Annotated in this window: 17 protein-coding genes; 6 read left to right on the forward strand and 11 right to left on the reverse strand. The window is 71.9% G+C overall.

Going from position 1 to position 23,278, the window contains the following annotated elements; translation table 11 throughout:
• Nucleotides 1–505: 505 nt before the first annotated feature.
• On the reverse strand, nucleotides 506–2,779 hold the full coding sequence (locus AC6EUL_RS12400) for an OmpA family protein (RefSeq protein ID WP_499870359.1): 2,274 nt from the start codon (nucleotides 2,777–2,779) through the stop codon (nucleotides 506–508).
• Between the two features lie 92 nt (nucleotides 2,780–2,871).
• Complete coding sequence (locus AC6EUL_RS12405) at nucleotides 2,872–3,882, reverse strand: DUF2865 domain-containing protein (protein WP_056276647.1); 1,011 nt, start codon at nucleotides 3,880–3,882, stop codon at nucleotides 2,872–2,874.
• Nucleotides 3,883–4,045: 163 nt separating this feature from the next.
• On the opposite strand from AC6EUL_RS12405, the gene AC6EUL_RS12410 reads away from it, so the two are divergent.
• Nucleotides 4,046–4,564, forward strand: a complete 519-nt coding sequence (locus tag AC6EUL_RS12410) for a CreA family protein (RefSeq protein WP_056211691.1) — start codon at nucleotides 4,046–4,048, stop codon at nucleotides 4,562–4,564.
• 80 nt (nucleotides 4,565–4,644) lie between these two features.
• On the opposite strand, the gene AC6EUL_RS12415 is transcribed toward AC6EUL_RS12410, so the two are convergent.
• The gene (locus tag AC6EUL_RS12415; RefSeq protein WP_056211689.1) at nucleotides 4,645–4,983 is read right to left on the reverse strand and encodes a hypothetical protein; all 339 of its coding nucleotides are present in this window, start codon (nucleotides 4,981–4,983) and stop codon (nucleotides 4,645–4,647) included.
• A 329-nt stretch (nucleotides 4,984–5,312) separates the two neighbouring features.
• On the opposite strand from AC6EUL_RS12415, the gene cysS reads away from it, so the two are divergent.
• Entirely contained in the window at nucleotides 5,313–6,692 is a 1,380-nt protein-coding gene (cysS, locus tag AC6EUL_RS12420) for a cysteine--tRNA ligase (RefSeq protein ID WP_499870362.1), read from the forward strand.
• Between the two features lie 28 nt (nucleotides 6,693–6,720).
• On the opposite strand, the gene AC6EUL_RS12425 is transcribed toward cysS, so the two are convergent.
• Nucleotides 6,721–7,323 (reverse strand): LOG family protein, encoded by a 603-nt coding sequence (locus AC6EUL_RS12425; RefSeq protein ID WP_056211684.1) that lies wholly within the window; start codon nucleotides 7,321–7,323, stop codon nucleotides 6,721–6,723.
• Between the two features lie 221 nt (nucleotides 7,324–7,544).
• Here AC6EUL_RS12425 and AC6EUL_RS12430 point away from each other — a divergent pair, with 221 nt between their 5' ends.
• Entirely contained in the window at nucleotides 7,545–9,401 is a 1,857-nt protein-coding gene (locus AC6EUL_RS12430; protein ID WP_499870365.1) for a LysM peptidoglycan-binding domain-containing protein, read from the forward strand.
• Nucleotides 9,402–9,412: 11 nt separating this feature from the next.
• Here the strand turns inward: AC6EUL_RS12430 and AC6EUL_RS12435 are convergent, their stop codons facing one another.
• From AC6EUL_RS12435 to AC6EUL_RS12450, 4 genes are all read right to left on the reverse strand, one after another.
• Nucleotides 9,413–11,341, reverse strand: a complete 1,929-nt coding sequence (locus AC6EUL_RS12435) for an ABCB family ABC transporter ATP-binding protein/permease (protein WP_499870367.1) — start codon at nucleotides 11,339–11,341, stop codon at nucleotides 9,413–9,415.
• Nucleotides 11,342–11,458: 117 nt separating this feature from the next.
• A complete protein-coding gene (gltX, locus tag AC6EUL_RS12440) occupies nucleotides 11,459–12,841 on the reverse strand; it encodes a glutamate--tRNA ligase (RefSeq protein ID WP_499870369.1) in 1,383 nt (460 codons plus the stop codon).
• 57 nt (nucleotides 12,842–12,898) lie between these two features.
• Nucleotides 12,899–14,038, reverse strand: a complete 1,140-nt coding sequence (locus AC6EUL_RS12445; RefSeq protein WP_056211677.1) for a complex I NDUFA9 subunit family protein — start codon at nucleotides 14,036–14,038, stop codon at nucleotides 12,899–12,901.
• A gap of 159 nt (nucleotides 14,039–14,197) precedes the next feature.
• A complete protein-coding gene (locus AC6EUL_RS12450; protein ID WP_499870372.1) occupies nucleotides 14,198–14,914 on the reverse strand; it encodes a sulfate transporter family protein in 717 nt (238 codons plus the stop codon).
• Nucleotides 14,915–15,206: 292 nt separating this feature from the next.
• Between AC6EUL_RS12450 and AC6EUL_RS12455 the strand changes: the two genes are divergently transcribed.
• Complete coding sequence (locus tag AC6EUL_RS12455; protein ID WP_499870374.1) at nucleotides 15,207–16,511, forward strand: flavin monoamine oxidase family protein; 1,305 nt, start codon at nucleotides 15,207–15,209, stop codon at nucleotides 16,509–16,511.
• Between the two features lie 7 nt (nucleotides 16,512–16,518).
• Here the strand turns inward: AC6EUL_RS12455 and AC6EUL_RS12460 are convergent, their stop codons facing one another.
• The 3 genes from AC6EUL_RS12460 to AC6EUL_RS12470 form a co-directional block, all read right to left on the reverse strand.
• Complete coding sequence (locus tag AC6EUL_RS12460; protein ID WP_499870377.1) at nucleotides 16,519–19,029, reverse strand: putative bifunctional diguanylate cyclase/phosphodiesterase; 2,511 nt, start codon at nucleotides 19,027–19,029, stop codon at nucleotides 16,519–16,521.
• A 306-nt stretch (nucleotides 19,030–19,335) separates the two neighbouring features.
• The gene (locus AC6EUL_RS12465; RefSeq protein ID WP_056211668.1) at nucleotides 19,336–19,911 is read right to left on the reverse strand and encodes a PilZ domain-containing protein; all 576 of its coding nucleotides are present in this window, start codon (nucleotides 19,909–19,911) and stop codon (nucleotides 19,336–19,338) included.
• A 186-nt stretch (nucleotides 19,912–20,097) separates the two neighbouring features.
• On the reverse strand, nucleotides 20,098–20,973 hold the full coding sequence (locus AC6EUL_RS12470) for a cell envelope integrity EipB family protein (RefSeq protein WP_056211666.1): 876 nt from the start codon (nucleotides 20,971–20,973) through the stop codon (nucleotides 20,098–20,100).
• Nucleotides 20,974–21,147: 174 nt separating this feature from the next.
• Here AC6EUL_RS12470 and AC6EUL_RS12475 point away from each other — a divergent pair, with 174 nt between their 5' ends.
• Both AC6EUL_RS12475 and AC6EUL_RS12480 read left to right on the forward strand, forming a co-directional pair.
• Nucleotides 21,148–21,657 carry an OsmC family protein gene (locus AC6EUL_RS12475; RefSeq protein WP_056211665.1) on the forward strand — a complete coding sequence of 170 codons (510 nt, stop codon included), beginning with the start codon at nucleotides 21,148–21,150 and terminating at the stop codon, nucleotides 21,655–21,657.
• 66 nt (nucleotides 21,658–21,723) lie between these two features.
• Nucleotides 21,724–23,268 (forward strand): cation:proton antiporter, encoded by a 1,545-nt coding sequence (locus AC6EUL_RS12480; protein WP_499870380.1) that lies wholly within the window; start codon nucleotides 21,724–21,726, stop codon nucleotides 23,266–23,268.
• Nucleotides 23,269–23,278 lie beyond the last annotated feature (10 nt).

Below are 23,278 nucleotides of genomic sequence, written 5' to 3' on the forward strand. Positions count from 1 at the left end.
GGCCGGTGCCCGCCTGGATTCCACGCGGCGGTTCGAGGCGATCCGTGTCGCCGTCCTGTCGGCTCGCGGAGCGCCGTTTCCGGGGGGAACGCGCCGGCAGGCGAGCGGCCGAACGGCGACAGGGCGGAACCGCTCCAGTCCCGTGCCCCCGCGGCCTGCCTGGGCAGGACCGTTCGACGTCCGGCCGGTGCAACGGGGCGGTGACGCGACCCGCGCGCCGGGCCCCAGGCTCATGACGGACCGGATCGTGACCGGTGGACCGTCGCAGCGACGCGGGAGCGCATCGGGAATGCGATCCTGCCGGCCACGCGCAGGAGAGGCAGGCCGGGACGAACCCATGCGTCCCGGGTGTCTGCGTTGACCGATCGACGACCAGGGTCGATCGGGCCCGTCAGGCGACCCACGCAGCCTTCTCGCCGTCACCGGTCCGTCGAAGGTCGGCAAGCGACGGGCGCGCAGCGGGCAACCGGCGGCTTGTCGCCCGCCGGTCGCCGAACTCATCGCCTCAGCGCGGCGGCGGCGGCGCCTCGCTTTGCTGCTGGATCAGCGGCGTGATGCGGCGGACGGTCACCCGCCGGTTCTCGCGCGAGGCGCTCTGCGTGTTCACCTTCAGGTTCTGCTCGCCATAGCCCTGCGTGGTCAGGTTCTCGGGCGGCACCTGGAAGTTCTGCGTCAGCACCGTGGCCACCGACTGCGCGCGGCGGTCGGAGAGCGAGAGGTTGTCGATGTCGGCCCCCACCGCGTCGGTGTAGCCTTCGATCAGGAACACCTCCTGCGGATTGGCCTTGATCGCCCGGTTCATCGCCGACGCGATGGTGGCGAGGCGGGCGGCCTGGTCCGGCGTCACCGTGAACGAGCCGGTGTCGAAGTTGATCGTATCGATGTCGACGCTGCGCATGCGGGCGCGCAACTGCGGGCTGTAGCGGACCTGATCGAGGGTGTAGCGCCGGTCCACCGCCACCACCGGCGGGGCCGACAGGGCCTCGTAGACGGCGCCCTCGTCCGCCCCCTCGTAATCGACCACGTAGCGATTGCGCGGGATGCGGATGTCCGGCGGCGGCAACTCGACGACGTCCTCGTAGATCGGCCGCGCGACGCCACCGCCGAAGCTGTTGTCGATGATGACGACCTCGCGTCCGTCGCGGAAGCGGCGGGACCGGCGCACGAGACGGCCGTCATCGTCCACGATGGTGACGATCTGCTCGCCGCCCGGCCGGTCGAGATACGTGATGGTATCGCCGCCGCGACGCTCGCTGCGATAGGCCCGCCGGTCGAGATCGCGGAAGCGCTCGTTCTCGTCGTGGCGGATGAAGTAGGTGTCGCGGTCACGCACGATGATGCGGCCGGGCTCGCGGATATAGGTCCGGCCCCCTTCCGAGAACTCGCGGCGGTCGCGGCGCACCTGATCGTAGTCGCGGACATCGTCATCGTCCCGGAAGCCGCCCGGGACGTAACCCGGCCGCCCCGGCGCATTGAAGCCGCTGCGCGCGTCGCGGCGCTCGAAGGCGTCACGCCGCTCGCGGTCCTCGCGACGGTCATCGATGCCGCGATCGTCGCGGCGGGCATCGCCGGGCCGGAGATCGGGTCGGCCCGCGTCGTCGCGGCCGGGGCCGTTCCGATCGGGGCCGTCGCGGCGCAGGTCGCGGGTCCCGGACTCCCTGGCAGCCGGATCTCTCACATCCCGACCGCCCGGGATCGGTCCGTCCCGATCCGGCCGGGCGTCGGTCGGGTTGGCACCCGCACCCGGACGGCCGTCGGGACGCGGCGCGTCCGGATTCGGGGCACCGGGCGGGACGAACGGACGTCCCGGGACGCCGGGCCGCGCATTGGGCGCCGCGGCGCCGGGCTGGCCGGGCTGCGGAGTCGGGGGAGCCGGCTGGCCCGGGGCACGCGGCTCGCCGGGGGCATTCGGACGGCCCGGCTGGGCTGCGCCCGGCACGTTCGGATTGACGGGGTTGGCCGGGTTGCGGATCTCGGGTGCGTTCGGCGCCGGGGCCTGCGCCGGAGCGGGGGCTTGTGCAGCAGGCGGGGCTTGTGCAGCAGGCGGGGCTTGTGCAGCAGGCGGGGCTTGGCGCGGCTGCGCGGGCGCCGGACGGTTCGGCTCGGGCGCGGCGGGACGCTCGGGCGTGTTCGGCCGGTCGGGGGTGCGCTCCCGGGCGGCCGGCGGGGGCGACGGACGCTCCGTGGGCCCATCGGCACCGGGGGCACGACGCTGCGGCGCCTGATCCCGGTCCGGACCGGGGCCACGCTCCTCGCGGGCGGGACGCTCCTGGCGCGGCTCCGGGCGATCCGGACGGGCGGCGGGACGCTCGGCCGGCGGCGCGGCCGGCGCACGCTCCTGGCGCTCCGGACGGGTCTCGGGTCGTTCTTGACGGGGCTCAGGGCGCTCCTGGCGCGGCTCGGGGCGGGCGGCCGGCCGTTCCGGACGCGGCTCGGGCCGCTCCTGCCTTGGCTCCGGCCGCTCTTGGCGAGGTTCCGGCCGCTCCTGGCGGGGCTCGGGGCGGGGAGCCGGCCGTTCCTGGCGCGGCTCGGGGCGCTCCTGCCGCGGCTCCGGTCGTTCACGTCCGCCGCCGGGCGGCCCGACCCGCGGACCTTCGGCACCCCCACCCCGGGGGCCCTCGCCCCGCGGCCCCTCGCCCGGCCCGGCTTGGGCCAGCAGGGCTTGGGCCAGCAGGATGGTGCCACCCGATGCGGAGTCCGGCCGGGCCAGGCTGGGGCCGGACAGGAGCAGGGCAGGCAGAACCGTGCCGGTCAGGAGAAGGTGGCGGATGCTCCGCATCGAAGGTCACTCACGTCGTTGATGAGGCCTTCGGAACAGAATGCGAGCGGGATGGTTCCCGTTTTTTGGCCGCGCGGCGCCGACTGTCCCCCTCAGGGATTCCCCGGCCGGGGGGCGGTCGAGAACAGGTTCGGGGCGATGATGCGCACCGGCTGGCGCTCCTCGCCCGTCCCCGGCACGGCCGCGGCCGGCTCCGTTAGCGCAGGCGCATCGGAGGCGACGCCGGCACTGCGCGTGGCGGCGTCGGCGGCGAGGCCCGCGGCGGTCTTGTCGGCCCGTCCCACCAGGGTCAGGCGGACCTTCGGCGGGCGCGACAGGGCTTCGGCCTGCATCGGCGTGACGAAGATGTCGCCCTTGTGCCGGACCAGCATGCTCTCGGCCTTGACCAGGGACTGGGCCCAGCTCTGCCCCTCGCGCTTGCACGAGCAGTTCGGCGTGAAGGAGGTGCGGAACTTGAAGGCGTTGGGCAGGGCCGTGTAGGCGCGGCTCCCCTTCACGGTGGCGGCCTGTTTCAGGGCCTCGTCGCCGTGCGGCATCGAATAGGCGGCGGCTTCCGCGCCGGGGCAGAGGGCCTGGCAGAGCTCGTCGGCGCCCTCGCGCCCGTCGGGCAGGTTGGTCATCGGGAAGTAGGCGCCGTCGCAGGTGCGCACGCAGATCACCTGCGCGCCACCCCGCGCGCGCGCCTCGCCCGGAGGTCCGTCCGCCTTGATCAGGCTGCGGCTCGCCGCATCCGTGCAGGCGGCGGCGATCGCCTCCGTGAGCTGCTGCCGGCGGGCGGCCGTCACCTCGCCGTTCTCGGCGCCGTAGCCGGCGTTGAGCGCGCGGATGCGCTGCTCAACCGCGCCGCATTGCGGGGGGCGCGAATCGAAGAAGAGGAACCGCCCCCCCTCGCAGTTCAGGGTGCGATAATAGGCATTCAGGCGGCCGATCTCGTTCTGCAGGGCCCGCGCGGTGCTGGCGCCGTCGCTGAGGCCGGCGAGTTCGGAGCGGTAGCGCAGACAGGCGGAGGTCTGCGCCTCGGCGATACCCGTCAGGGTGGTGACGGCGAGGACGCCGGCGAGCACTCGGACGAGCGTGCGGATCTGGGAGGGGATCAGCGGCATGGCCTGATTGCAATGGATGGCGGGACGCCGCCGCGCGACGTCCCCTGAAGGAAACTTCGACGAAGCGGAGGCGAACGGGCTCAACACAAGTTTATTAGCGACCCTCGCACGACCGCGACACCCTTCCCACATCCGCTCGGAACAAACTGAGGGGAATGATACGATGATGTGGCTTCGGGGTCTCACAGGCTGCGCGCTGGCGCTGGGGCTCGGCCTCGCCGCACAACCGGCGCGCGCGGACGATGCGGACCGCATCTTCGACAAGTCGACCGTGTGGCGACCTCTGACACCCAACGACAAGCTCGTGGTCTACGGGATCGACGATCCGTCGGTGGCAGGGGTGGCCTGCTGGTACACCCAACCGGAGAAGGGCGGCATCAAGGGCACCCTCGGCCTCGCGGAGGATGTCTCCGACATCTCCCTCGCCTGCCGTCAGGTCGGCCCGGTGCAGTTCAAGGAGAAGTTCAAGCAGGGCGCGGTCGTGTTCAGCGAGCGCCGGTCGCTAATCTTCAAGTCGATGCAGATCGTGCGCGGTTGCGACACCAAACGCAACACGCTGATCTACATGGTCTACTCGGACAAGGTGATTCAGGGCTCGCCCAAGAATTCCACCTCCGCCGTGCCGCTGATGCCCTGGGGCACCGAGCCGCCGCCACGCTGCGACGCGTTCATGGAGAAGTAGGCCGGGGAGACCGGATCGCCTCACGTCGGAGCGACCCGGCTGCCTGCCACGCTCGGGCGGGATCCATCCCGCCCGAGGATTCAATCCTGGCAGGTGATCCGGATCGGGCGCTCGGCGGGCTTGGCCACCGGGGCCGGCGGGATCGCGCCGGTATATTCGTCCTGGGCGGCGACGCCGAAGGAGCCGGCAGAGGCGAAGCCCTGCGCCTCGCACCAGGCATTGGCCACCACCTGGCCGCAGGCGCTCTCGCCATTGGTGAGGCAGTCACCGACGCCGTATCCCTCGCTCGACGGGATCAGGAACGTCTTCTCGACGGTGCCGGGTGCCTTGGCCGGGCTCTCCCCGTCGGAGGCGAGGGCGCCGTGGGCGGAGAGGACGAGAGCGAGAAGAGCGCCGATACTGGCGGTCGCGCGGCGCATGGGCAGAACCTTGCTGGTGTCGGAAGCGTATGGGGCGAAAATTTCGCGGCACCAGGTTAACAAACCCTTTCGCCGTGCCGTCGTTTTCGCGGCAGGCGTTTCGAAGGCGTGCCGGTCCGGCGTCGTTCTCGAATTGCTCATGGTTTTGGGGTAGCGCAGGACGGGCGGCCCGGCCGTCGCCTTCGCGCAACAGGGCCCCGGGCGGAACGCGGCGACGGTGTGGCGGGCGCTTGGGTGCACTGCGGCAAAAGCCGCGCGAAACCAACGCGCTGCGGTGTTTTCAGGGACGGACGGGTCCGGATGGAGGCCCGGGACGTAAGGAAAGTTTCATGGCCTCGATGTTGCGGCTCTACAACACGCTGACCCGCGAGAAGGCCGCCTTCACGCCGATCGATCCCACGAACGTACGGATGTATGCCTGCGGCCCCACCGTCTACGACGCCGCCCATATCGGCAACGCCCGGCCGATCATCGTCTTCGACCTGCTGTTTCGCCTGCTGCGCCACCTCTACGGCGCGCCCCACGTCACCTATGCCCGCAACGTCACGGACGTGGACGACAAGATCAACGCGCGGGCCGCCGAGCGCGGCATCAGCATCCGGGAACTCACCGACGGCACCCTGAAGGCCTTCCACGCCGACATCCGCGAACTCGGCGTGCTGATGCCGGAGGACGTCAACGTGCCGGGCGGGCGCCCGCGCTTCGTCGAGCCGCGGGCCACCGACCACATCGCCGAGATGCACACCATCATCGCCGGCCTGGTGACGCGCGGCCATGCCTACGTGGCGGACGGCCACGTGCTCTTCGACGTGCCCTCGATGCCCGATTACGGCGCCCTCTCGAAGCGTCCCCTGGACGAGATGGAAGCCGGAGCCCGCGTCGAGGTCGCGACCTACAAGCGCTCGCCCCTCGACTTCGTGTTGTGGAAGCCCTCGAAGCCCGGCGAGCCGTCCTGGCCCTCCCCCTGCGGGATCGCCGAGCCGGGCCGGCCGGGCTGGCACATCGAGTGCTCGGCGATGTCCTGGAAGCATCTCGGCGAGCGTTTCGACATCCATGCCGGCGGCATCGACCTCATCTTCCCGCACCACGAGAACGAGGTCGCCCAGTCGCGCTGCTGCTTCGGCACCGACGTGATGGCCGACGTCTGGCTCCACAACGGCTTCCTCCAGGTGGAGGGGGAGAAGATGTCGAAGTCGCTGGGCAACTTCATCACGATCCGGGACGTGCTGAAGGATTGGCCCGGCGAGGTCGCGCGCCTCGCTATGCTCAAGACGCATTATCGCCAGCCGATCGACTGGACCCTGCGCGGCCTCGAGGAGGCGGCCCGGATGCTCGACCGCTGGTACGGGGTCGTCGGCGACGTGGCTGCGGCCGCGGCGATCCCGGAGGGCGTGCGCGAGCCGCTCCTCGACGACCTCAACACCGCCGCGGCACTCGCCGAGCTGCACCGCCTCGACGAGCCGGCGGCCCTGAAGGCCGGGGCGAACCTCCTCGGCCTGCTCACCCAGACGAAGTCGGCGCGCGACCAGGGCACCATCCGGGCAGCCGGCGTCGACGTCGCCCGGGTCGAGGCGCTGATCGCCGACCGGCGCGCGGCCCGGGCCGCCAAGGACTGGGCCGCTTCGGACCGGATCCGCGACGAACTCCTGGGCATGGGCGTCGCCGTGAAGGACGGCAAGGACGGGACGACCTGGAGCGTGGCGACCTGAGCCGGGCCGCCGCGCCGGGGCCGTCGCCTCAGAACCGCTCCGCCACCAGGGCTTCGGCGGCGGGGGCCGGCGCGACCGATCCGGCCGCGTCGCGCAGCAGGCCGACCACGTCGGCCGCCTCGGTGGCCACGAGGTAGCTCAGGTCGAGCCCTTCCCGGATGAAGCCCTGCCCCCGCATGTGGTCGAGGAGCGTCAGGAGGGGCGTCCAGAAATCCGCCACCGAGAGCAGCAGGATCGGCTTGTTGTGCTGGCCGAGCTGCGCCCAGGTGAGCTGCTCCACCAGCTCCTCCAGGGTGCCGATGCCGCCGGGCAGGGCCACGAAGGCGTCCGAGCGCTCGAACATCAGCCGCTTGCGGGTGTGCATGTCCTCCACGACGATGGTCTCCTGGATCTCGTCGAGCATGCGCTCGCGCGATTTCAGGAAATCGGGGATGATGCCGGTGACGTGGCCACCGTTCTCGAGGACCGCCCGGGCGACGGTGCCCATCAGGCCGACATTGCCGCCGCCGTAGACGAGGCCGATCCCGGCCTCCGCCAGGGCCTTGCCGAGGGTCACGGCCGCAGCCGTGAAGGCCGGATCGCCGCCGAAGCCCGAGCCGCAATAGACGCAGACCGTCCTTACCGGAGCCATGCCGGACCTCCCTGATGCGCAGCGGCCGGGGCCCGTCCGCCGCGGTCCACGAGCCAAACTGCTGATTTTACGGAAGATCCGGCCGTGATCCGGCCGGTATGATTTGGTGATCCGATCATGTTCGCTAATATGTCGCCATCAATCGCCGGTTTGTCGACGGGCCCGATCCCGCGGCGATGGAATTTCGGCCGCCGTGCCGGTGGACGAAGGAGTGGCGTGTCATGAGGGCGGAGTTGCGACGGAGCATCTTCCTCGCCTGCGTGGGGCTTCTGGCGGGCTTTGCCCTCGTGGTCACCCTCTACGGCGCAGGCACCCTGTTCAAGCGCGGCCTCGGATCCCCGGCGGGCTCCGGCGCCCCCGAGGAGAGCGCCCCCCCCACCGGCAAGCCCCCCGCCCGGACCGACGGCGCGGCCGAGCCGAATCCGCCGGTCCGGCGGGATGCGAGCCCCGGGGAGGGGGCGGCGCCGGCGGGAAAGCCCCTGGCGGCCCTGGGCCCGGGCCAGCCGTCGGCGCAGGCCTCGGGCACCTCGCCAGGCAGCGAGGCGCCGACCTTCGACATCATCCGGATCGAGCCCAATGGAGAGGCGGTGATCGCCGGGCGGGCCGCGCCCAACACCACCGTCGAGCTTCTGCGCGACAACGAGCCGATTGCCCGTGCGCTCGTCGACCCCTCCGGCCAGTTCGCCATCGTACCCCCCGCCCTGCCCACCGGCAGCAGTGAGATCACCCTGCGGGTGCTCGGTGCCGACGGTCAGGCCCGGATCTCGCGCGACAGCGTGGCGGTGGTGGTCTCGCCCCATCGCAATGCCAAGCCCCTCATCGCCCTGACCTCCCCCGACAAGCCCACCATCGTGCTCTCGCAGCCGGACCCGGCTCCGGCGACGCCGGGGACCACCCTTGCCGATGCGGCCAGGACCGAGACGGGGAAAGCCGCCTCGGGCAAAACCGAACCGGACAGGATGGACTCGAGCAAGGGCGCCTCGGGCAAAAGTCTCCCGGATAAGACCGAAGCCGGCCGGAGCGGCAAGGCCGATGGCACCCTCGCAACGACCATGCCCGACGGCCGCGCGCCTCGGAATCCGGCCCCGACGGCGCAGACCCGCCCCGGCAAGGCCGACGCGGACCGCACCGGGCCGGTGAAGATCGTCAGCGTCGAGGCGGAAGAGGGCGGACGGCTCTACGTCACGAGCCAGGCCCCGCCTGGAGCCACCGTGCGGCTCTATCTGAACGACGCCCTGGTGGCGCCCGGCAGTGCCGGCGCCGACGGCCGGGTGGCCTTCACCATCGGGCGCGGCGTCCGGCCGGGCGACTACAAGGTCCGGGTGGACCAGGTCGATCCCGTCTCCGGCAAGGTGAAGACCCGCTCCGAGGTCGCCTTCAACGTGCCCGCGGCGGTGACCAAGCCGGCGGCACCGGGGGCGGGCCGGCCGCCCGAGGGCGGGCCGGCCGTCGCGCAGCCGGGCAATCCGCCGGCACCGGGCCCGGTCGCACGCCTGGGGACGCCGGAGAACCCGGCGACACTGCCCCCGGCGGCCGTGCCCCGGGCAGCGGCCCCCCAGGCGCCCGCCGCGCTCCCGCCCGCGAATTCCGGGACCGGAACGCCCCAGGCCCCGACGCCGGCACCGTCCGCAGCCCCCGCGCGCACCCCGGCGCAGCAAGCACGGACGTCGCAAGATTCGCCCTCGCGAGAGGCTTCCCCGCAGCCGCCGTCGCCGCAGGTTCCGCCGCGCCCCGCTTCGGTCACGCCGCCCGCCACCGCACAGGCCGAGGCGCCCGCGCTGCGAAGCCCTGTCCCGGCCCCGCCCCAGACACCCGCCCAGAGACAGGCCCTGACCCCTGCTCTGGCGGAACGGAGCCCGACGGTCTTCGTCCCGGAGATCGGGACCGCGACCATCATCCGGGGCGACAGCCTGTGGCAGATCAGCCGGCGCATCTATGGCAAGGGCACGCGCTACACGGTGATCTTCGACGCCAACCAGCCGCAGATCCGCAATCCCGACCTGATCTATCCGGGCCAGATCTTCGTCCTGCCCACCGACGGCACCGCGGCGGTTCCGCAACCCGACAAGCGGGGCTGACGGCGCGGCCCCTACGCGGCGGGCGCCGGCTCCGGCACGAGGGCCGGTCGCTCCTTGGGCACCGGCAGCGCCGCCTCGCTGCGCTGGAGGATCTCCAGGGCGGCGTCGGCCTCGCGCTGACGGCTCCACATGGAGGCATAGACGCCGTCCTGCTCCAGCAGGGTGGCATGGTCGCCGCGCTCGACGATCACCCCCTTGTCGAGGACGATGATCTCGTCCGCATTGACCACCGTGGAGAGACGGTGAGCAATGACCAGGGTGGTGCGGCCCTGGCTCACGGTGTCGAGGGCATCCTGGATCTCGCGCTCGGTGAAGGAGTCGAGGGCCGATGTCGCCTCGTCGAGGACGAGGATCGGCGGTCCCTTCAGGATGGTCCGGGCGATGGCGACGCGCTGCTTCTCGCCGCCCGAGAGCTTCAGGCCACGCTCGCCCACGGGCGTGTCGTAGCCCTCCGGCAGGGCGGAGATGAAGCGGTCGATCTGCGCCAGGGCGGCGGCGGCGCGCACCTCCGCCGGGGTGGCGTCCCAGCGGCCGTAGCGGATGTTGTAGCCGATGGTGTCGTTGAACAGCACCGTGTCCTGCGGAACCATGCCGATGGCCGCCCGCAGGCTGGCCTGCCGGACCCGCGAAATATCCTGGCCGTCGATGAGGATGCGGCCGCCCTGCGGCTCGTAGAACCGGAACAGCAGGCGCGACAGGGTCGACTTGCCGGCCCCCGAAGGGCCGACGATCGCCACCGTCTTGCCCGCGGGCACCGCGAAGCTGACACCCTTGAGGATGGGCCGGGCCGGGTCGTAGGCGAAGCGCACGTCCTCGAACCGCACCACGCCGTCCGAGACGGCGAGCGGCAGCGCGTCCGGCCGGTCGGCGATCTCCGGGTTGCGGTGCAGGATCTGGAACATGTCGTCGATGTCGATCAGCGCCTGTTTGATCTCGCGATAGATCATGCCCATGAAGTTGAGCGGCATGGAGAGCTGCACCAGCATGGTGTTGACCAGCACGAAGCCGCCGAGGGTGGTACGCCCCGCCATGATGTCGCGCGCTGCCAGCCACATCACGATGGTCATGCCCACGGTGAAGATCACTGCCTGGCCGGCGTTGAGCACCGCGAGCGAGACGTAGGTCTGCGTCGAGGCCTTCTCGTACTTGGCCATCGAGACGTCGTAGCGTTCCGCCTCTCGCCGCTCGGCGCCGAAGTACTTCACGGTCTCGAAGTTCAGCAGCGAATCCACTGCCTTGGTGTTGGCGTCGGTGTCGGAATTGTTCATCCGGCGCCGGATCTCGATGCGCCACTGCGTCGCCTTCCAGGTGAAAGCGAGGTAGGCCGCCACCATCACGAACACGACCACCGAGTAGATCCAGTCGAACTCGTAGGCGAGGACGCCGATCACGAGCAGGAACTCGACGATGGTCGGCACCAGCGTCAGCACCATCAGGCGCGAGAGTTCCTCGATGCCGCCGCGCCCGCGCTCCAGCACGCGGGTCAGGCCGCCGGTCTTGCGCTCCAGATGGAAGCGCAGGGAGAGCCGGTGCATGTGCTCGAAGGTCTGGAGCGCGAGGCGGCGCACCGCATGCATCGCCACCTTGGCGAACAGCCCGTCGCGCACCTGCGTCAGACCCGCCATGAGGATGCGCGACAGGCCGTAGAGGCCGATCAGCAGCATCGGGGCGGCAAACAGCCCGGTGGGGATGGCCGCACCCGGCTTGGGGTCGGTCAGCGCCACCAGGGCGTCGGTGGCCCATTTGAAGGTGAAGGGCGTCACCATCGTCACGAACTTGGCGATGATCAGCAGGCCGAAGGCGAGGAAGACGCGTCGCTGCAGGTCGGGCCGGCCGTGGGGCCAGAGATAGGGCCAGAGACGGCGATAGGTGGCGACGAGGCCGGGGCGCGCGGGCGGCGCGGCCGTGGCCGGTGCCGCCGAGGCGGGATCGGTGCTCATTCGGGTCAGGAACTCGGGATGAAGAGGGCGTCGGGCCCGGATATAGGCGCCCCGCCCGGCCAGCGACAGTCACGGGTGCCGGCGGGTCGGGCCTGCATGCACCGCAGGGACCCGCCGTCAGCCCTCTCCCGCCAGCCGGTGGAGCACCACGTCCCGCCCGATCAGCGGCAGCAGGCCGGCGAGATCCGGCCCGTGCTCCAGCCCGGTGATGGCGAGGCGCAGCGGCATGAACAGCGCCTTGCCCTTGGCCCCCGTGGTGGCCTTCACGGCCCCCGTCCAGGCCTTCCAGGTCTCCCCGTCCCAGGGCTCGGCCGGGAGGAGCGCGGCGGCGGCCCCGATGAAGGCCGGGTCGGCGATGACGGGGCTCACCGGGCCCGTGACCACGCGCCACCAGTCGCCCGCCTCCGAGACCTTGGCGAGGTTGGGCCGCACGGCCTCCCAGAACGCCGCGGCGCGCTCGGACGCGACCCCTTGCGCCGCGAGGCGGTCGGCGACCTCCGCATAGGGCATGACGTGGACGAGGCGGGCGTTGAGCCCGTCGAGCTCGTGCGGGTCGAACTTCGCCGGAGCCCGCGAAATCTGTGCAAGGTCGACGAGGCCGGCGAGCTCGTCCAGGCCCGCCACGGCGCGGACCGATTCGGCCGACCCGGTGAGCACGGCCAGCGAGCGCACGGCGCCCGGCTCGTAGCCGGCCTCGCGCAGGCCGCGCAGCGAGAGGTGGCCGAGGCGCTTCGAGAGCCCCTCCCCGTCCGCGGTGGTCAGGAGGTTGTGATGGCCGAAGACCGGGATCGCGCCGCCCAAGGCTTCGAAGATCTGCACCTGCACGCCGGTGTTGGTGACGTGGTCCTCGCCCCGGATGACGTGGGTGACGCCCATCTCGGCGTCGTCGACCACGGAGGGCAGGGTGTAGAGGTAGCTGCCGTCGGCCCGGATCAGCACCGGATCGGAGAGCGAGGCGCAGTCGACATGGGCGGGGCCGCGCACGAGGTCGTCCCAGGCCACCGAGCGGGCGTCGAGCTTGAAGCGCCAGTGCGGCGTGCGACCCTCCGACTCCAGGGCAGCCCGCTCGGCCTCCGTCAGGGTCAGGGCGGCCCGGTCGTAGATCGGCGGCTGGCCGCGCCCGAGCTGGCGCCGGCGCCGGCGCTCCAGCTCCTCCGGCGTCTCGTAGCAGGGATAGAGCCGGCCCATCGCCTTCAGGCGTTCGGCGGCCGCATCGTGGACCGCCACCCGGTCGGATTGCCGCGCGAACAGGTCGGGCACGATCCCGAGCCAGGCGAGGTCCTCGGAGACCGCGTCGGCGAAGGCCTGCGTCGAGCGCTCCCGGTCGGTGTCGTCGAGGCGCAGCAGGAAGCGCCCGCCCCGCGCCCGCGCGAAGAGCGCGTTGAGGAGCGCCGGCCGGGCATTGCCGATGTGCAGGTAGCCGGTGGGCGAGGGCGCGAAGCGCACGAGGGGCGCGCCGGCGCGGGGCGTGTCGGCCTGGGGCGAGGTGGCGTGAGTCATGAGGCGCCCTCTAGACCATTTCGCCGGCCCTGAGGACTCCGGTGACGGGCGAAAGCCTCAGCCCCGGGTGCCCCATCTCACGCCCATCCGGCTCGGGGCATTCGAATCCGGCCCGAGGGCTGGTCCGCTCCCGCTGCGCGGCACGAAGGGCTTCGGCGTCAGGGTCTCGGGGATGGCGCTCTCGAACTCCTGCATCTTGGCGAATTGGCCCGCCTTGCGGAAGCGCCAGAGGTAGCCCGGCACCACCGCCTCCATGGCGGTGGGCTGCAGGCCGATGCCCTCCAGGGTACGCCCCTCGGCCTTGGCCGTCTCGGAGACGACGTTGTCGTTCTGGAGCAGGACGACCTGGTCGCGGGTGAGCTTCAGGCTGTCCGGCAGGAGGCCGAGGGTGAGGGTGTCGACCACCTCGAGGGCGCGGGCCTGGAACATCGCGGCCGGCTGCGGCAGGCCGAGGACCACGCGCTTGCGCATCGTGACCTTGAGCATGTAGCGCACCAGCGATTCCAGGGTCTCGACCTCCGGGCCGCCGAGTTCGTAGACCTTGCCGGCGGGCACGTGGCCCTCCACGGCACGGGCCACCGCCTCGGCCACGTCGGCCACGTAGACGGGCTGGAAGCGCGACGCGGCGCCGGCCAGCGGCAACACCGGCAGGGCACGGGCCAGGGCGGCGAAGCGGTTGAAGAAGCTGTCGCCGGGGCCGAACACCAGCGAGGGCCGCAGGATCACGTGCGGACCGCCGGCTTCGGCGACCCGGGCCTCGCCGAGGGCCTTGGTGCGGGCGTATTGCGAGGGCGAGTGTGCATCGGCGCCGATGGCCGAGACGTGGACCAGGGGCGCGCCGACGGCGGCCGCCGCCCGGGCGATCTCGCCCGCGCCTTCCGCCTGCAGCTGCGAAAAGGTCTGCTTGCCGGTCTCCTGGAGGATGCCCACGAGGTTGACGACGATGTCGGCGCCGTGGACCGCCCGGGCGATCGAGTCGGGGTAGCGCAGGTTGGCCTGGACGGCGACGATCTGGCCGACCTTGCCGAGGGGCTGCAGGAACAGGGCGAGGTCGGGCCGGCGCACGGCCACCCGGATCCGGTAGCCGCGCTTGGCCAGCGCCCGCACCACGTGGCGCCCGAGGAAGCCCGATCCGCCGAACACGGTGACGAGCTGCGAGGCGGGGCGGGTCAGGGGGAGGGTCTCGAAGCCGGTCATCGCTCGTGCGTCTCGAAAAGCGGCCCCCGCGCCGGTCCGGCCCCTGCGGGGCTTGGATCGGCGCCGGTCCTTGAGCCTGGTGCAGCGTATCTAGACCACTTCCAGGCCAGACGGGAGGCCGAACGATGAAATTCGGCCCTCGGCAGCTCCGGGGGAGCCTCAGCGCAGGCGCGGCTGGGGCTGCGGTCCGGCGACCGGGGTGCGCCGGCTGAGGCCCTTGTGGACATGCACCATCAGGGCGATGCCGAAGAGCGGGGTGACGAGGTTGAGCACCGGCACCACCATCAGGCCGGCCAGCAGCACGCCGGCGAGGAGCGTGGTGCCGCCGTAGTGGCGGCGCATGGCGCCGGCCTCCGCCATCGGCCGGAAGCGTCCGGCGGCGAGCTCGAAATACTCCCGCGACAGCAGGTAGGCATTGGCCCCGAAGAACGCGACGAGATTCACCCCCGGCACGAAGAACAGGATCAGCGCCACGAGGTTCACCAACAGGGCGAGGCCGGCGAAGCGGACGGCGTAGAACATCGCGGTGCCGAGGGGCAGGGCGAAACCGGGCGGCTCGCCCGGAAAGTCCGTGCGCTCGACGATCTCGGCCGCGTCGTCGAGGAAGTAGCCCGCCACCAGGATCGACACCGCCGGCATAACGTAGGCGAGGCCCACGAACAGGCCGGCCCCGGCGAAGAACACCGCCAGGGTATCGAGGAAGGGATAATCCACCGAGAGATGGTGCTGGGACAGGAACCAGTTGATCGCCCGCGTCAGTCCGAACCAGACGAGCACGAGGATGCCCACCGTGAGCCCGAGGGACTTCCACAGGATCGCGCGCAAGGGGGCTGAGAACACCTGCCGGACGGCGGCGAAGGCGGCCTGGATGAGCATACCTGGGTATCCCGTGGTCGTGGATCGATCCGTTCGTGAGGTCCCGGCCTGCGTCGCCCCCGCGCGCGCCGTGTCCCGAGGTTCTGGCGATGGCCGTGCGCAGGCGCAAGTGCGGGCCATCGCTGCATCACCCGTCCCGCCGGGCGGCGGACGGGCGATTCGCGGCGTCGACCCTGGACGCCCGAGTTTTCTGGCGTGTGACCGGCGTGCGACCGGTCGCACGGTGTCGCCCGGCACCGCCCTCTGCTAGGCCCATCGCCATCCTTCGCCGACAGGAACGAGACCGTCATCCATGCGGACGTCCCGCCCCGAGCACGAACGCTGGCGCCCGAGCATCGCGCCGCGCCTGGCCCCCCTGCCCGACGATCCGGAGGTCATCGTCGTCGGGGCGGGCGCCGCCGGCGTCGCGGCGGCGCGCGGCCTCGCGGCCCTGGGCGTCCGGGTGGCGGTCCTGGAGGCGCGCGACCGGGTCGGCGGGCGCCTCGTCACGGTCTCCCTGCGGGGTCACGCCGTCGACCTCGGCGGGCACTGGCTGCATGCGGGGCCGATCAACCCGCTGGTGCGGCTCGGAACCCAGCGGGGGGAGCCCCTGCGGATGGCGGCCCAGGAGAGCCATCTCTGGGTCGGGCGCCGGCGCGGCCGGCCGGCGGAGGCGGCGGCCCTCGGCCGTGCCTTCGCGGTGGCCGACCGGGCGATGAGCACCCAGGCGGGCTGGGCGGGGCCGGACCGGCCGGCGGCCACCGCCCTGCCGCCGGGCCTCGGACCCTGGGGCCGGCGGGTCGAGCGCGTCCACGGCCTGGTCTCCGGGCAGTCCCTCGCCCGCGTCTCGCTCCAGGACTTTCCCAGCATGGAGTACGGCGACAACCGCTTCATCGCCGGGGGCTACGGCGGTTATCTCGCCCGCCTCGCCCAGGGGCTGCCCATCGCCCTTGGGACGCCGGTCACCGGCATCGACTGGTCGGGCGCGGGCGTACGGGTGCACACGGGATCCCGGAGCTTCGCGGCCCGGGCCGTCATCGTCACGATACCCACCATGGTGCTGCGGGCCGCGCCTCTCTTCACCCCCGTCCTTCCCCCGGAGGTCGCGGACGCGATCACGGGATTCGCCACCGGCATCTACGAGCATGCGGTGCTGCACTGGCCCTCCTGCCCGTTCCGGGGGGCGGACCGGCTCGCGAGCCTCGTCGGCGGGCGCGAGGCGAGCCCGGGCCTCCTCACCCGGATCGACGGCACGCCGTTCCACTTCTTCGAGCTCGATGCGCCGACGGCCGCCGCCCTCGACGCCCGTGGGGCCGGGCCGGACGGGGTCCGCCGCCTGGTGCGGGCGACGCTCGCCGCACATGTCGGCGCCCGCGCCCTGCACGACCTGAGCATCCCGGCGGTGAGCGCGTGGCGCCACGACCCCTGGGCGCGCGGATCCTGGGCCGTGGTGCCGCCGGGCCATGCCGATGCCCGGGTCCGCCTGCAGGCGCCCGTGGCGGACCGGATCTGGTTCGCCGGCGAGGCCTTGTCGCGCCTGCAATGGGGCACGGCGGGGGGCGCCTATGCGGAGGGCGCGCGGGCCGCCGCGGCGGTGGCCGAGCGCCTGCGCGCTTAGGACGGCCTCAGGCCGGCGCCCGGCGGAACATCAGGGGCAGGAGGGGGAAAATCTCGCCGAAGCGCACCGGCAGGGATGCGATGAGGTGGGGGATTTCGTCGGCCGGTCGGGCCGGGCTGAAGAGGAAGCCCTGGATGTCGTCGCAGCGGCTCGCCCTGAGCATCTGCGCCTGCTCCCTCGTCTCGACGCCCTCCGCGGTGACGGTGATCGAGAGCTTGCGCGCGAGGGTCAGGATCGCCTCGATGATCGCCAGGCATTCGGGTCGGCTGTCCATGTCCTTGATGAAGGAGCGGTCGATCTTGATCTTGTCCACCGGGAACCGGATCAGGTAGCTCAGCGACGAGTAGCCGGTTCCGAAATCGTCGAGCGCCACGCGGATGCCCAGGGCGCGCAACTCGTTGAGGTTGGCGATGGTCGTCGCGTTCATCTCGAAGAACACCGACTCGGTGACCTCGATCTCCAGGCGCTCCGGCCTCAGCCCGCTGGCCTCCAGCGCCTGGGTCACGTCGGCGACGAGGTCGGTGTTCCGGAACTGGATCGGCGAGAGGTTCACCGCCAGCCGGATGTCGTCGGGCCAGCGCGCGGCCTCCCGGCAGGCCTGCATCAGGACCCAGCGGCCGATCTCGGTGATCAGGCCCGAGGCCTCGGCGACGGGCACGAAATCGGCGGGGGAGACCGGGCCGCCGGCGCCGCGGGTCCAGCGCAGCAGGGCCTCGAAGGTACGGACCCGACCGTCCTCCAGACCCACCAGGGGCTGGTAGTGCAGGCTGAATTCGCCCTGCGCCACCGCCCGCTTGAGATCGACCTCGAGCTCGCGCCGCAGGCGCATCGTCGCCTCGAGGTCGGGCGAGAACACCCGGACCTTGCCGCGGCCGGTGGCCTTGGCCCGGTAGAGGGCGAGATCGGCCTTGCTGAGGAGGCCTTCGGGGCTGTGCGCATCGCGCGGCGCCAGGGCGAGGCCGACGCTGGCGCCGATCTCCACCTGAACCCCGTCGAGAGTGTAGGGTGTGCTCAGAGCCGCGATGAGGCGCAGGGCCAGTTCGGTCAGGGCATCCTCGTCGCCGCCGGGCAGGAGGATGGCGAACTCGTCGCCGCCGAGGCGCGAGACCAGCCCCTGGGGCGGGACCGTGCCGGTCAGGCGCTGGGCCACCCGGACCAGCAGGACATCGCCGAGGGCATGGCCGAAGGTGTCGTTGACGAACTTGAAGCCGTCGAGGTCGATATAGAGCAGCGCGCAGGCCTCGCCCCCGGTCTGCGCACGGGCGCAGAGCTGGGTCGCCACGCCCTGGAACTGGGTCCGGTTGGCCAGGCCCGTCAGCGGGTCGTAGCTCGCCAGATAGGCGATCCGCGCCTCGGACTGGCGGGTGTCGGTGATGTCCGAACCGACCCCGCGAAAGCCCAGGAAGGTCTCGCCGCCGTCGGTGATGGGCCTGCCGCTGAGGCGCCACCACCGCGTCAATCCGCCGATGGTGACCTCGACGACGCGCTCGCGAAAGGCCTTGCGCTCGGCGACGAGGGCCAGGATCTCGGCGATCTCCGGGGTCATCCGACGGGGCTTGCGAACGCCGAGAAAGAGTGCCGCGAACGGCGCCTCGTGCAGGATCGCCGGGTCCTCGCCCGCCACCTGGCCGATGCGCTCGGACACGTGCTGGAGGCGTCCCAGCGGGTCGGTCTCCCAGAGCCAGTCGCTGGTGCTCGCCTCGAAGTCATGGAGCAGCAGGCTGATTGTCTCGTTCTGCTCGCCGACCCGGACGCGATCGATGATCCGCTGTTCCGAGAGACGTCCCATCCGCCCGGCGGTGAAGGCGACGAAGGCCGAATAGACGCCCATCAGCATCGCCAGCCACCCGTTGGCGGCCCCTCCGACGAGGAACAGGGCGGCGAGGCTGCCCAGGGCGATCGGCGCGGAGTAGACCAGGCCGAGATGCGCGAGCGAGCCGAAGGTGTAGGTGGTGGCCATCAGGCCGGCCCCGATGGCCACCACGAAGGTCTGGTCCTGGGTGCCCGCGGTGGGGAGGATCATCAGCGGCATGCTGGCCCAGGCCAGCCCCAGGATCAGCGAGAACAGGGCGGCGAGCCGATGCCCGGTGACGACGTCGCGCTCCCCCAGGCGCCGCCGGCGGTAGCGCCGCGCCCCGATCGCCGCGAGGGTGATGGGACCGGCGACGCTGCCGAACAGGATCAGCAGGTAGGTCCGGTGCGCCTCGCTCCAGAAGAGCAGCAGCACGGCACCGACGACCACCGTATGGGTCAAGGCCAGGTAGGGTGCGAATTGCAGCACCTCGTCGAGATGGCCGGCGCGGGCCTCCAGATCGTAGCGATTGGTCCGAAGGCTCGCGGCGCGGGACGGCGCCCCCTCGGCCGCCGGCTCCGGGCTCCCCGGTGCCGAGGCGCGAACGCGATCACCCGCCCGGCGTCCCCACGTGACCTCGCGCACCCGCGCCCCGGCGGCGGGGGAGACGAGCGGCCCGGAGGCGAGGGAGGGGCAGGCGAGGACGGGGGCAGGTGGACGCGGCATCAGCTGAGCGATCTTCAGGTTATCGCCAGCAGTGGGGGCCTGCCGGATCGACCCGACCGGACAGGACTTGACGGAATCGGGGTCACATCGTCCGCGTACCGCATCGTCAAGTCTCCGACTGGAGGGCGAGGCCACAGGCTAGTCCCGATCATTTGATAGAAACTTAATTGTAGCCTTTCGCGCGGTCCCGCAGCGGTTGCGTCGCCGGTTATCCCGTCCCGGATCGCCCCCTCCTGATCGCCTCAGAAACCGGACCGGCCTCGGACGGGCCGGAGGCACTCCCGCCTCACGAGAAGAGATCGCGAGTCACAACAGGACGTGGGGGCCGAGATCCTTCGCCGGAAGGGGCTGGAGGAACGCCGCGCCGATGCCGTCCTCGAAGCAGCGCGCGACCGTGGCCGGCGTTCGGCCCAGGGTGATCTGCGTGCCGGGCTCCAAGCGGATGTCGATCCGCACGGCCGCGCCCGAGGCCGAGACGTTGAGGAGGCGGCCCGGGATCCGGGTGCCGCAGGACATCGTGACGAGGATGTCGGGCGAATCCGGCACGAAGCGCGGATGGACGCGCTGGGGCACCTCGCCGCCGTTCTGCTCGGCGGCGAGGTCGAGCAGGCGACGCACGATGACGGGCAGCGGAGCCTCGGCGCGGATCACCCGGGTGACGAACTGCTCCTTGCCGCCCTCGATGACCTGGGCTTCCATCGCGCCCGCGTGCCGGATGCTGCAGGACAGGATCTCGCCCAGGGACGGCACGACGGACGAACGGAAGCGAAGACCCGTGACGGAGAGATCGGCGGTGACGGCGTAGAAATCGGCACGATACCGATTCCAGCAGAGGGCAGGCAGGATCACTCTCGTCTGCGTTGCTGTGAGGGTCTCGCCCATGGCCATCCTGAGGTTGCGGAGGCCATAAGACGGGGCGCCCCCCGACATTCCTTTACCCGAACGCCGAAAATTTGATCCAACTGGGCCCGGGAAGGCCGGCCATGCACGATTTCCGTGCAGAAGGCCCTGCTCGGAATCCTCGCACGCCGCATCGGTGCGGACCCGCCCCTCACCCGGTCGGACGGGCTAGGGATGGCAGTCGCTGCTCGACGCCAGGGTGTCGAGGCGGGTGAGGTCGCCGACCACCGCGAATTCGCCGTAGTTGAGCCGCAGCGCGCCGCTGACGCCGTTCTCGTAGAGGTCGAAGCTGAGGACGTAGATCGGCGTGCGCTCGCCCTCGCCGGGAATGTAATAGCTCAGGGTGACGGGCCAGCGCGGCACGGTCGCCATCGGCCCCTCCCGCAGGGGCTTGTCGCGCTCGGCCGCCTTGTCGGAGGCCGCCGGCGCCGGGACCTGACGGCCGATGACCGCGAGGGTGTCGTAAACCTTGCGCCCATCGTCGGAGCCGTCGAAGACCTTGACGGAGACGGTGCTCTGCCCGTCGCGGGCCGCCTGGATCAGGCGCCGCATGTGCACCGTGGGGAAGAGGACCTCGCCCGCATCCTGGAACTGGTCGCGCTTGGGCTCCTTCAGCTTGACCTTCAGGAGGTCGGAACTCGATTCGGCGGTGCCGTCCACAGCCTGGCCGGGCGTGCCGTTGAGTACCGTGCTGGTCTTGAAGCGGTAGCTGCGCCCGTCCCCGCTCTCGAACGTGCTGTTGCGCAGGTCCGAGGTGCGGCTGCCGGTCTCGCCACTCTCCAGAACGGTCACCTGGCGGGTCTGCATCGTGTAGCCCTTGCAGGCATCCCCGGTGAAATCGATGACGATGCGCCCCCGCGCGCTCTCCACCGCCCGCGTGCCGCTGCTCTCGGCGAGGGAGAGATCGTAGACGGCCCGATGGTTGGCGAGGGTGATCGGCGCGGCGGCCCCTGCCCCGGTCGCGAACAGGACGAGACCGACGGCGATGCCGGGGACGGCCAGCCGCGCCCTCGGGACGGCTGCACTCACGCTGGGACGACGCATGGACTCTCCTGACAGGACGGGGCCGGAGGACAGGGGCCCCGCCGACGCCCCTCAGATAGGGCACCCCGCGGGCCCGCGCGAGGCTCGGTCCCCCCGTCCGCATTCGCCGCGCCGACGGGGCGCCCTAGATCGGATCGGAGAAGAAGAACCGGAAGACGGGAGAAGGAAACGCCCATGGACGCCGATACCCTGCGCTCGCTCCAGGCCCCGATCAAGGACCGCTACCGCAACGCCCCGGACTCGGCCGTGGTGACCCTGCGGGCCCGGGGCAGCCTCGACGACACGGCCATCGCTTGCAAGGTCGAGACCGGGCGCGCCCTCGCGGTGGCGGGCCTGCACCCGGCCACCGGCGGCTCCGGCGCCGAGCTCTGCTCGGGCGACATGCTGCTCGAAGCCCTGGTGGCCTGCGCCGGCGTGACCCTGAAGGCGGTGGCCACCGCGATCGGCGTCGCGCTCCGGTCCGGCACGGTGAGCGCCGAGGGCGACCTCGATTTCCGCGGCACCCTCGGGGTCGACAAGGCGGCGCCCGTGGGCTTCCGCGCGATCCGCCTCACCTTCGCCCTGGACACGGACGCCCCCCCGGACAAGCTCGACCAGCTCCTCAAGCTGACAGAGCGCTACTGCGTCGTGTTCCAGACCCTGAACCACAAGCCGGAGCTGGCCGTCACCCTCGCGCAGGGCTGACCGGCAGCGCCGGGTTTCGCGCCGGGGCGAATGATCCCGGGGCCGTGCTGGCGCGTTCCCCTCGACATGATGATTTTTCAATGGACGGTCGGCGTCCTTCTCGGCGCCGTGCTCCTGGCGGGGCTCGCCCGCCGGGTGGGTGCCCCTTATCCCGTCTTCCTGGCCCTGGGGGGCATCGGCCTCGCCTTCATCCCGGCCGTGCCCAACCTGGTGCTCGACCCGGAGCTGGCGCTGGCCCTCTTCCTGGCGCCCGTCCTGCTCGATGCGGGCTACGACACCTCGGTGCGGGACCTGCGCACCCACTGGCGCCCGATCGCCGGCCTCGCCTTCGGGGCGGTGGTCGCGACCACGGCCGCCGTGGCCGTGGTGGTGAAGTGGCTCGTGCCGGACATGCCCTGGGCGGCCTGCATCGTGCTCGGCGCGGTGGTGGCGCCCCCCGACGCCGTGGCCGCGCTGTCGGTGCTGCGCCACGTCTCGCTGCCCCACCGCCTCACGACGATCCTGCGCGGTGAGAGCCTCCTCAACGACGCGGGCTCGCTGATGATCTACCGCCTCGGGGTCACGGCGGCTGTCACCGGCACCTTCTCGGTGAGCCAGATCGGCCCGGCCTTCCTCGTGGGCATCCTCGGCAGCCTCGTCGCCGGGCCGGTCCTCGCCCTCCTCTACAGCGCCGCCACGCGCCCGGCCACCGACGCGCCGAGCGTCATCGTCCTGCAGTTCGTGGCCGCCTTCGGAATCTGGATCGGAGCGGAGCACATGCACCTGTCCGGGGTGCTCACCGTGGTCACCTTCGCCATCACGGTGGCGCGCATCGCGCCGGGCCACACCCCGCCGCGCACCCGCATCGTCTCCTACGCGGTCTGGGACACGGCGGTGTTCGTGCTGAACGTCCTCGCCTTCGTGCTGATCGGCCTGCAGATCGGCCCGATCCTGGAGCGCCTGACCCGGGAGCAGCAGATCTCCTACGCGCTGGTCGGCGCGGCGGTGTTCCTCACCGTGGTGGTGGTGCGCTTCCTCTGGGTCCTGCCCACGGCCCACCTCGCCCGCCTGGGAACCGACGGGACCGAGACCCGCGACCGCGGGCTCTCGGCCGGGATCGCGGTGTCCTGGGCGGGCATGCGGGGCATCGTCACCATCGCCACGGCCCTGGCCCTGCCCGACGGCGATCCGGGCTTTCCCTACCGCGACCTCATCGTGCTCACCGCGTTCTGCGTCATCATCGGCACGCTGACGATCCAGGGCCTGACCCTGCGTCTCCTGCTCGGCCGGCTCGGGTTGGAGGACAACGACCCGGTCGGGCGCGAGGTCGGGCACGGCCGCACCGAAGCCTACCGAGCCGCCCTGGAGAGCCTGGAGAATGCCGAGGATGCCCCCTCCGAAGCCTTGCGCGAGGAGTTCCGCATCGCCCTGGAGCAGGCCGAGGCCCGCGACACGGGCTTCGCCTCCGAGGCGCTGCCCGCCGATGCCGCCCGTCGGCGCGCCATCGAGGCGGCCCGCGACCGGGTGCTGGCCCTGCGCCGCTCCGGCACGATCGGCGACGACGCCTACTACGTGCTGGAGGAGGAGTTCGACTGGGCCGAGATGAATGCGACGCCCCGGGCCGAAACCTGACACGCGGGCG

Source organism: Methylobacterium sp. 001424705 (genome assembly GCF_059816145.1).

What these genes read in the sequence shown, in the direction of transcription:
- AC6EUL_RS12400 (WP_499870359.1), bottom strand. Translation starts at nt 2,779, where the DNA reads ATGCGGAGCATCCGCCACCTTCTCCTGACCGGCACGGTTCTGCCTGCC.
- AC6EUL_RS12405 (WP_056276647.1), bottom strand. Translation starts at nt 3,882, where the DNA reads ATGCCGCTGATCCCCTCCCAGATCCGCACGCTCGTCCGAGTGCTCGCC.
- AC6EUL_RS12410 (WP_056211691.1), top strand. Translation starts at nt 4,046, where the DNA reads ATGATGTGGCTTCGGGGTCTCACAGGCTGCGCGCTGGCGCTGGGGCTC.
- AC6EUL_RS12415 (WP_056211689.1), bottom strand. Translation starts at nt 4,983, where the DNA reads ATGCGCCGCGCGACCGCCAGTATCGGCGCTCTTCTCGCTCTCGTCCTC.
- cysS (WP_499870362.1), top strand. Translation starts at nt 5,313, where the DNA reads ATGGCCTCGATGTTGCGGCTCTACAACACGCTGACCCGCGAGAAGGCC.
- AC6EUL_RS12425 (WP_056211684.1), bottom strand. Translation starts at nt 7,323, where the DNA reads ATGGCTCCGGTAAGGACGGTCTGCGTCTATTGCGGCTCGGGCTTCGGC.
- AC6EUL_RS12430 (WP_499870365.1), top strand. Translation starts at nt 7,545, where the DNA reads ATGAGGGCGGAGTTGCGACGGAGCATCTTCCTCGCCTGCGTGGGGCTT.
- AC6EUL_RS12435 (WP_499870367.1), bottom strand. Translation starts at nt 11,341, where the DNA reads ATGAGCACCGATCCCGCCTCGGCGGCACCGGCCACGGCCGCGCCGCCC.
- gltX (WP_499870369.1), bottom strand. Translation starts at nt 12,841, where the DNA reads ATGACTCACGCCACCTCGCCCCAGGCCGACACGCCCCGCGCCGGCGCG.
- AC6EUL_RS12445 (WP_056211677.1), bottom strand. Translation starts at nt 14,038, where the DNA reads ATGACCGGCTTCGAGACCCTCCCCCTGACCCGCCCCGCCTCGCAGCTC.
- AC6EUL_RS12450 (WP_499870372.1), bottom strand. Translation starts at nt 14,914, where the DNA reads ATGCTCATCCAGGCCGCCTTCGCCGCCGTCCGGCAGGTGTTCTCAGCC.
- AC6EUL_RS12455 (WP_499870374.1), top strand. Translation starts at nt 15,207, where the DNA reads ATGCGGACGTCCCGCCCCGAGCACGAACGCTGGCGCCCGAGCATCGCG.
- AC6EUL_RS12460 (WP_499870377.1), bottom strand. Translation starts at nt 19,029, where the DNA reads ATGCCGCGTCCACCTGCCCCCGTCCTCGCCTGCCCCTCCCTCGCCTCC.
- AC6EUL_RS12465 (WP_056211668.1), bottom strand. Translation starts at nt 19,911, where the DNA reads ATGGGCGAGACCCTCACAGCAACGCAGACGAGAGTGATCCTGCCTGCC.
- AC6EUL_RS12470 (WP_056211666.1), bottom strand. Translation starts at nt 20,973, where the DNA reads ATGCGTCGTCCCAGCGTGAGTGCAGCCGTCCCGAGGGCGCGGCTGGCC.
- AC6EUL_RS12475 (WP_056211665.1), top strand. Translation starts at nt 21,148, where the DNA reads ATGGACGCCGATACCCTGCGCTCGCTCCAGGCCCCGATCAAGGACCGC.
- AC6EUL_RS12480 (WP_499870380.1), top strand. Translation starts at nt 21,724, where the DNA reads ATGATGATTTTTCAATGGACGGTCGGCGTCCTTCTCGGCGCCGTGCTC.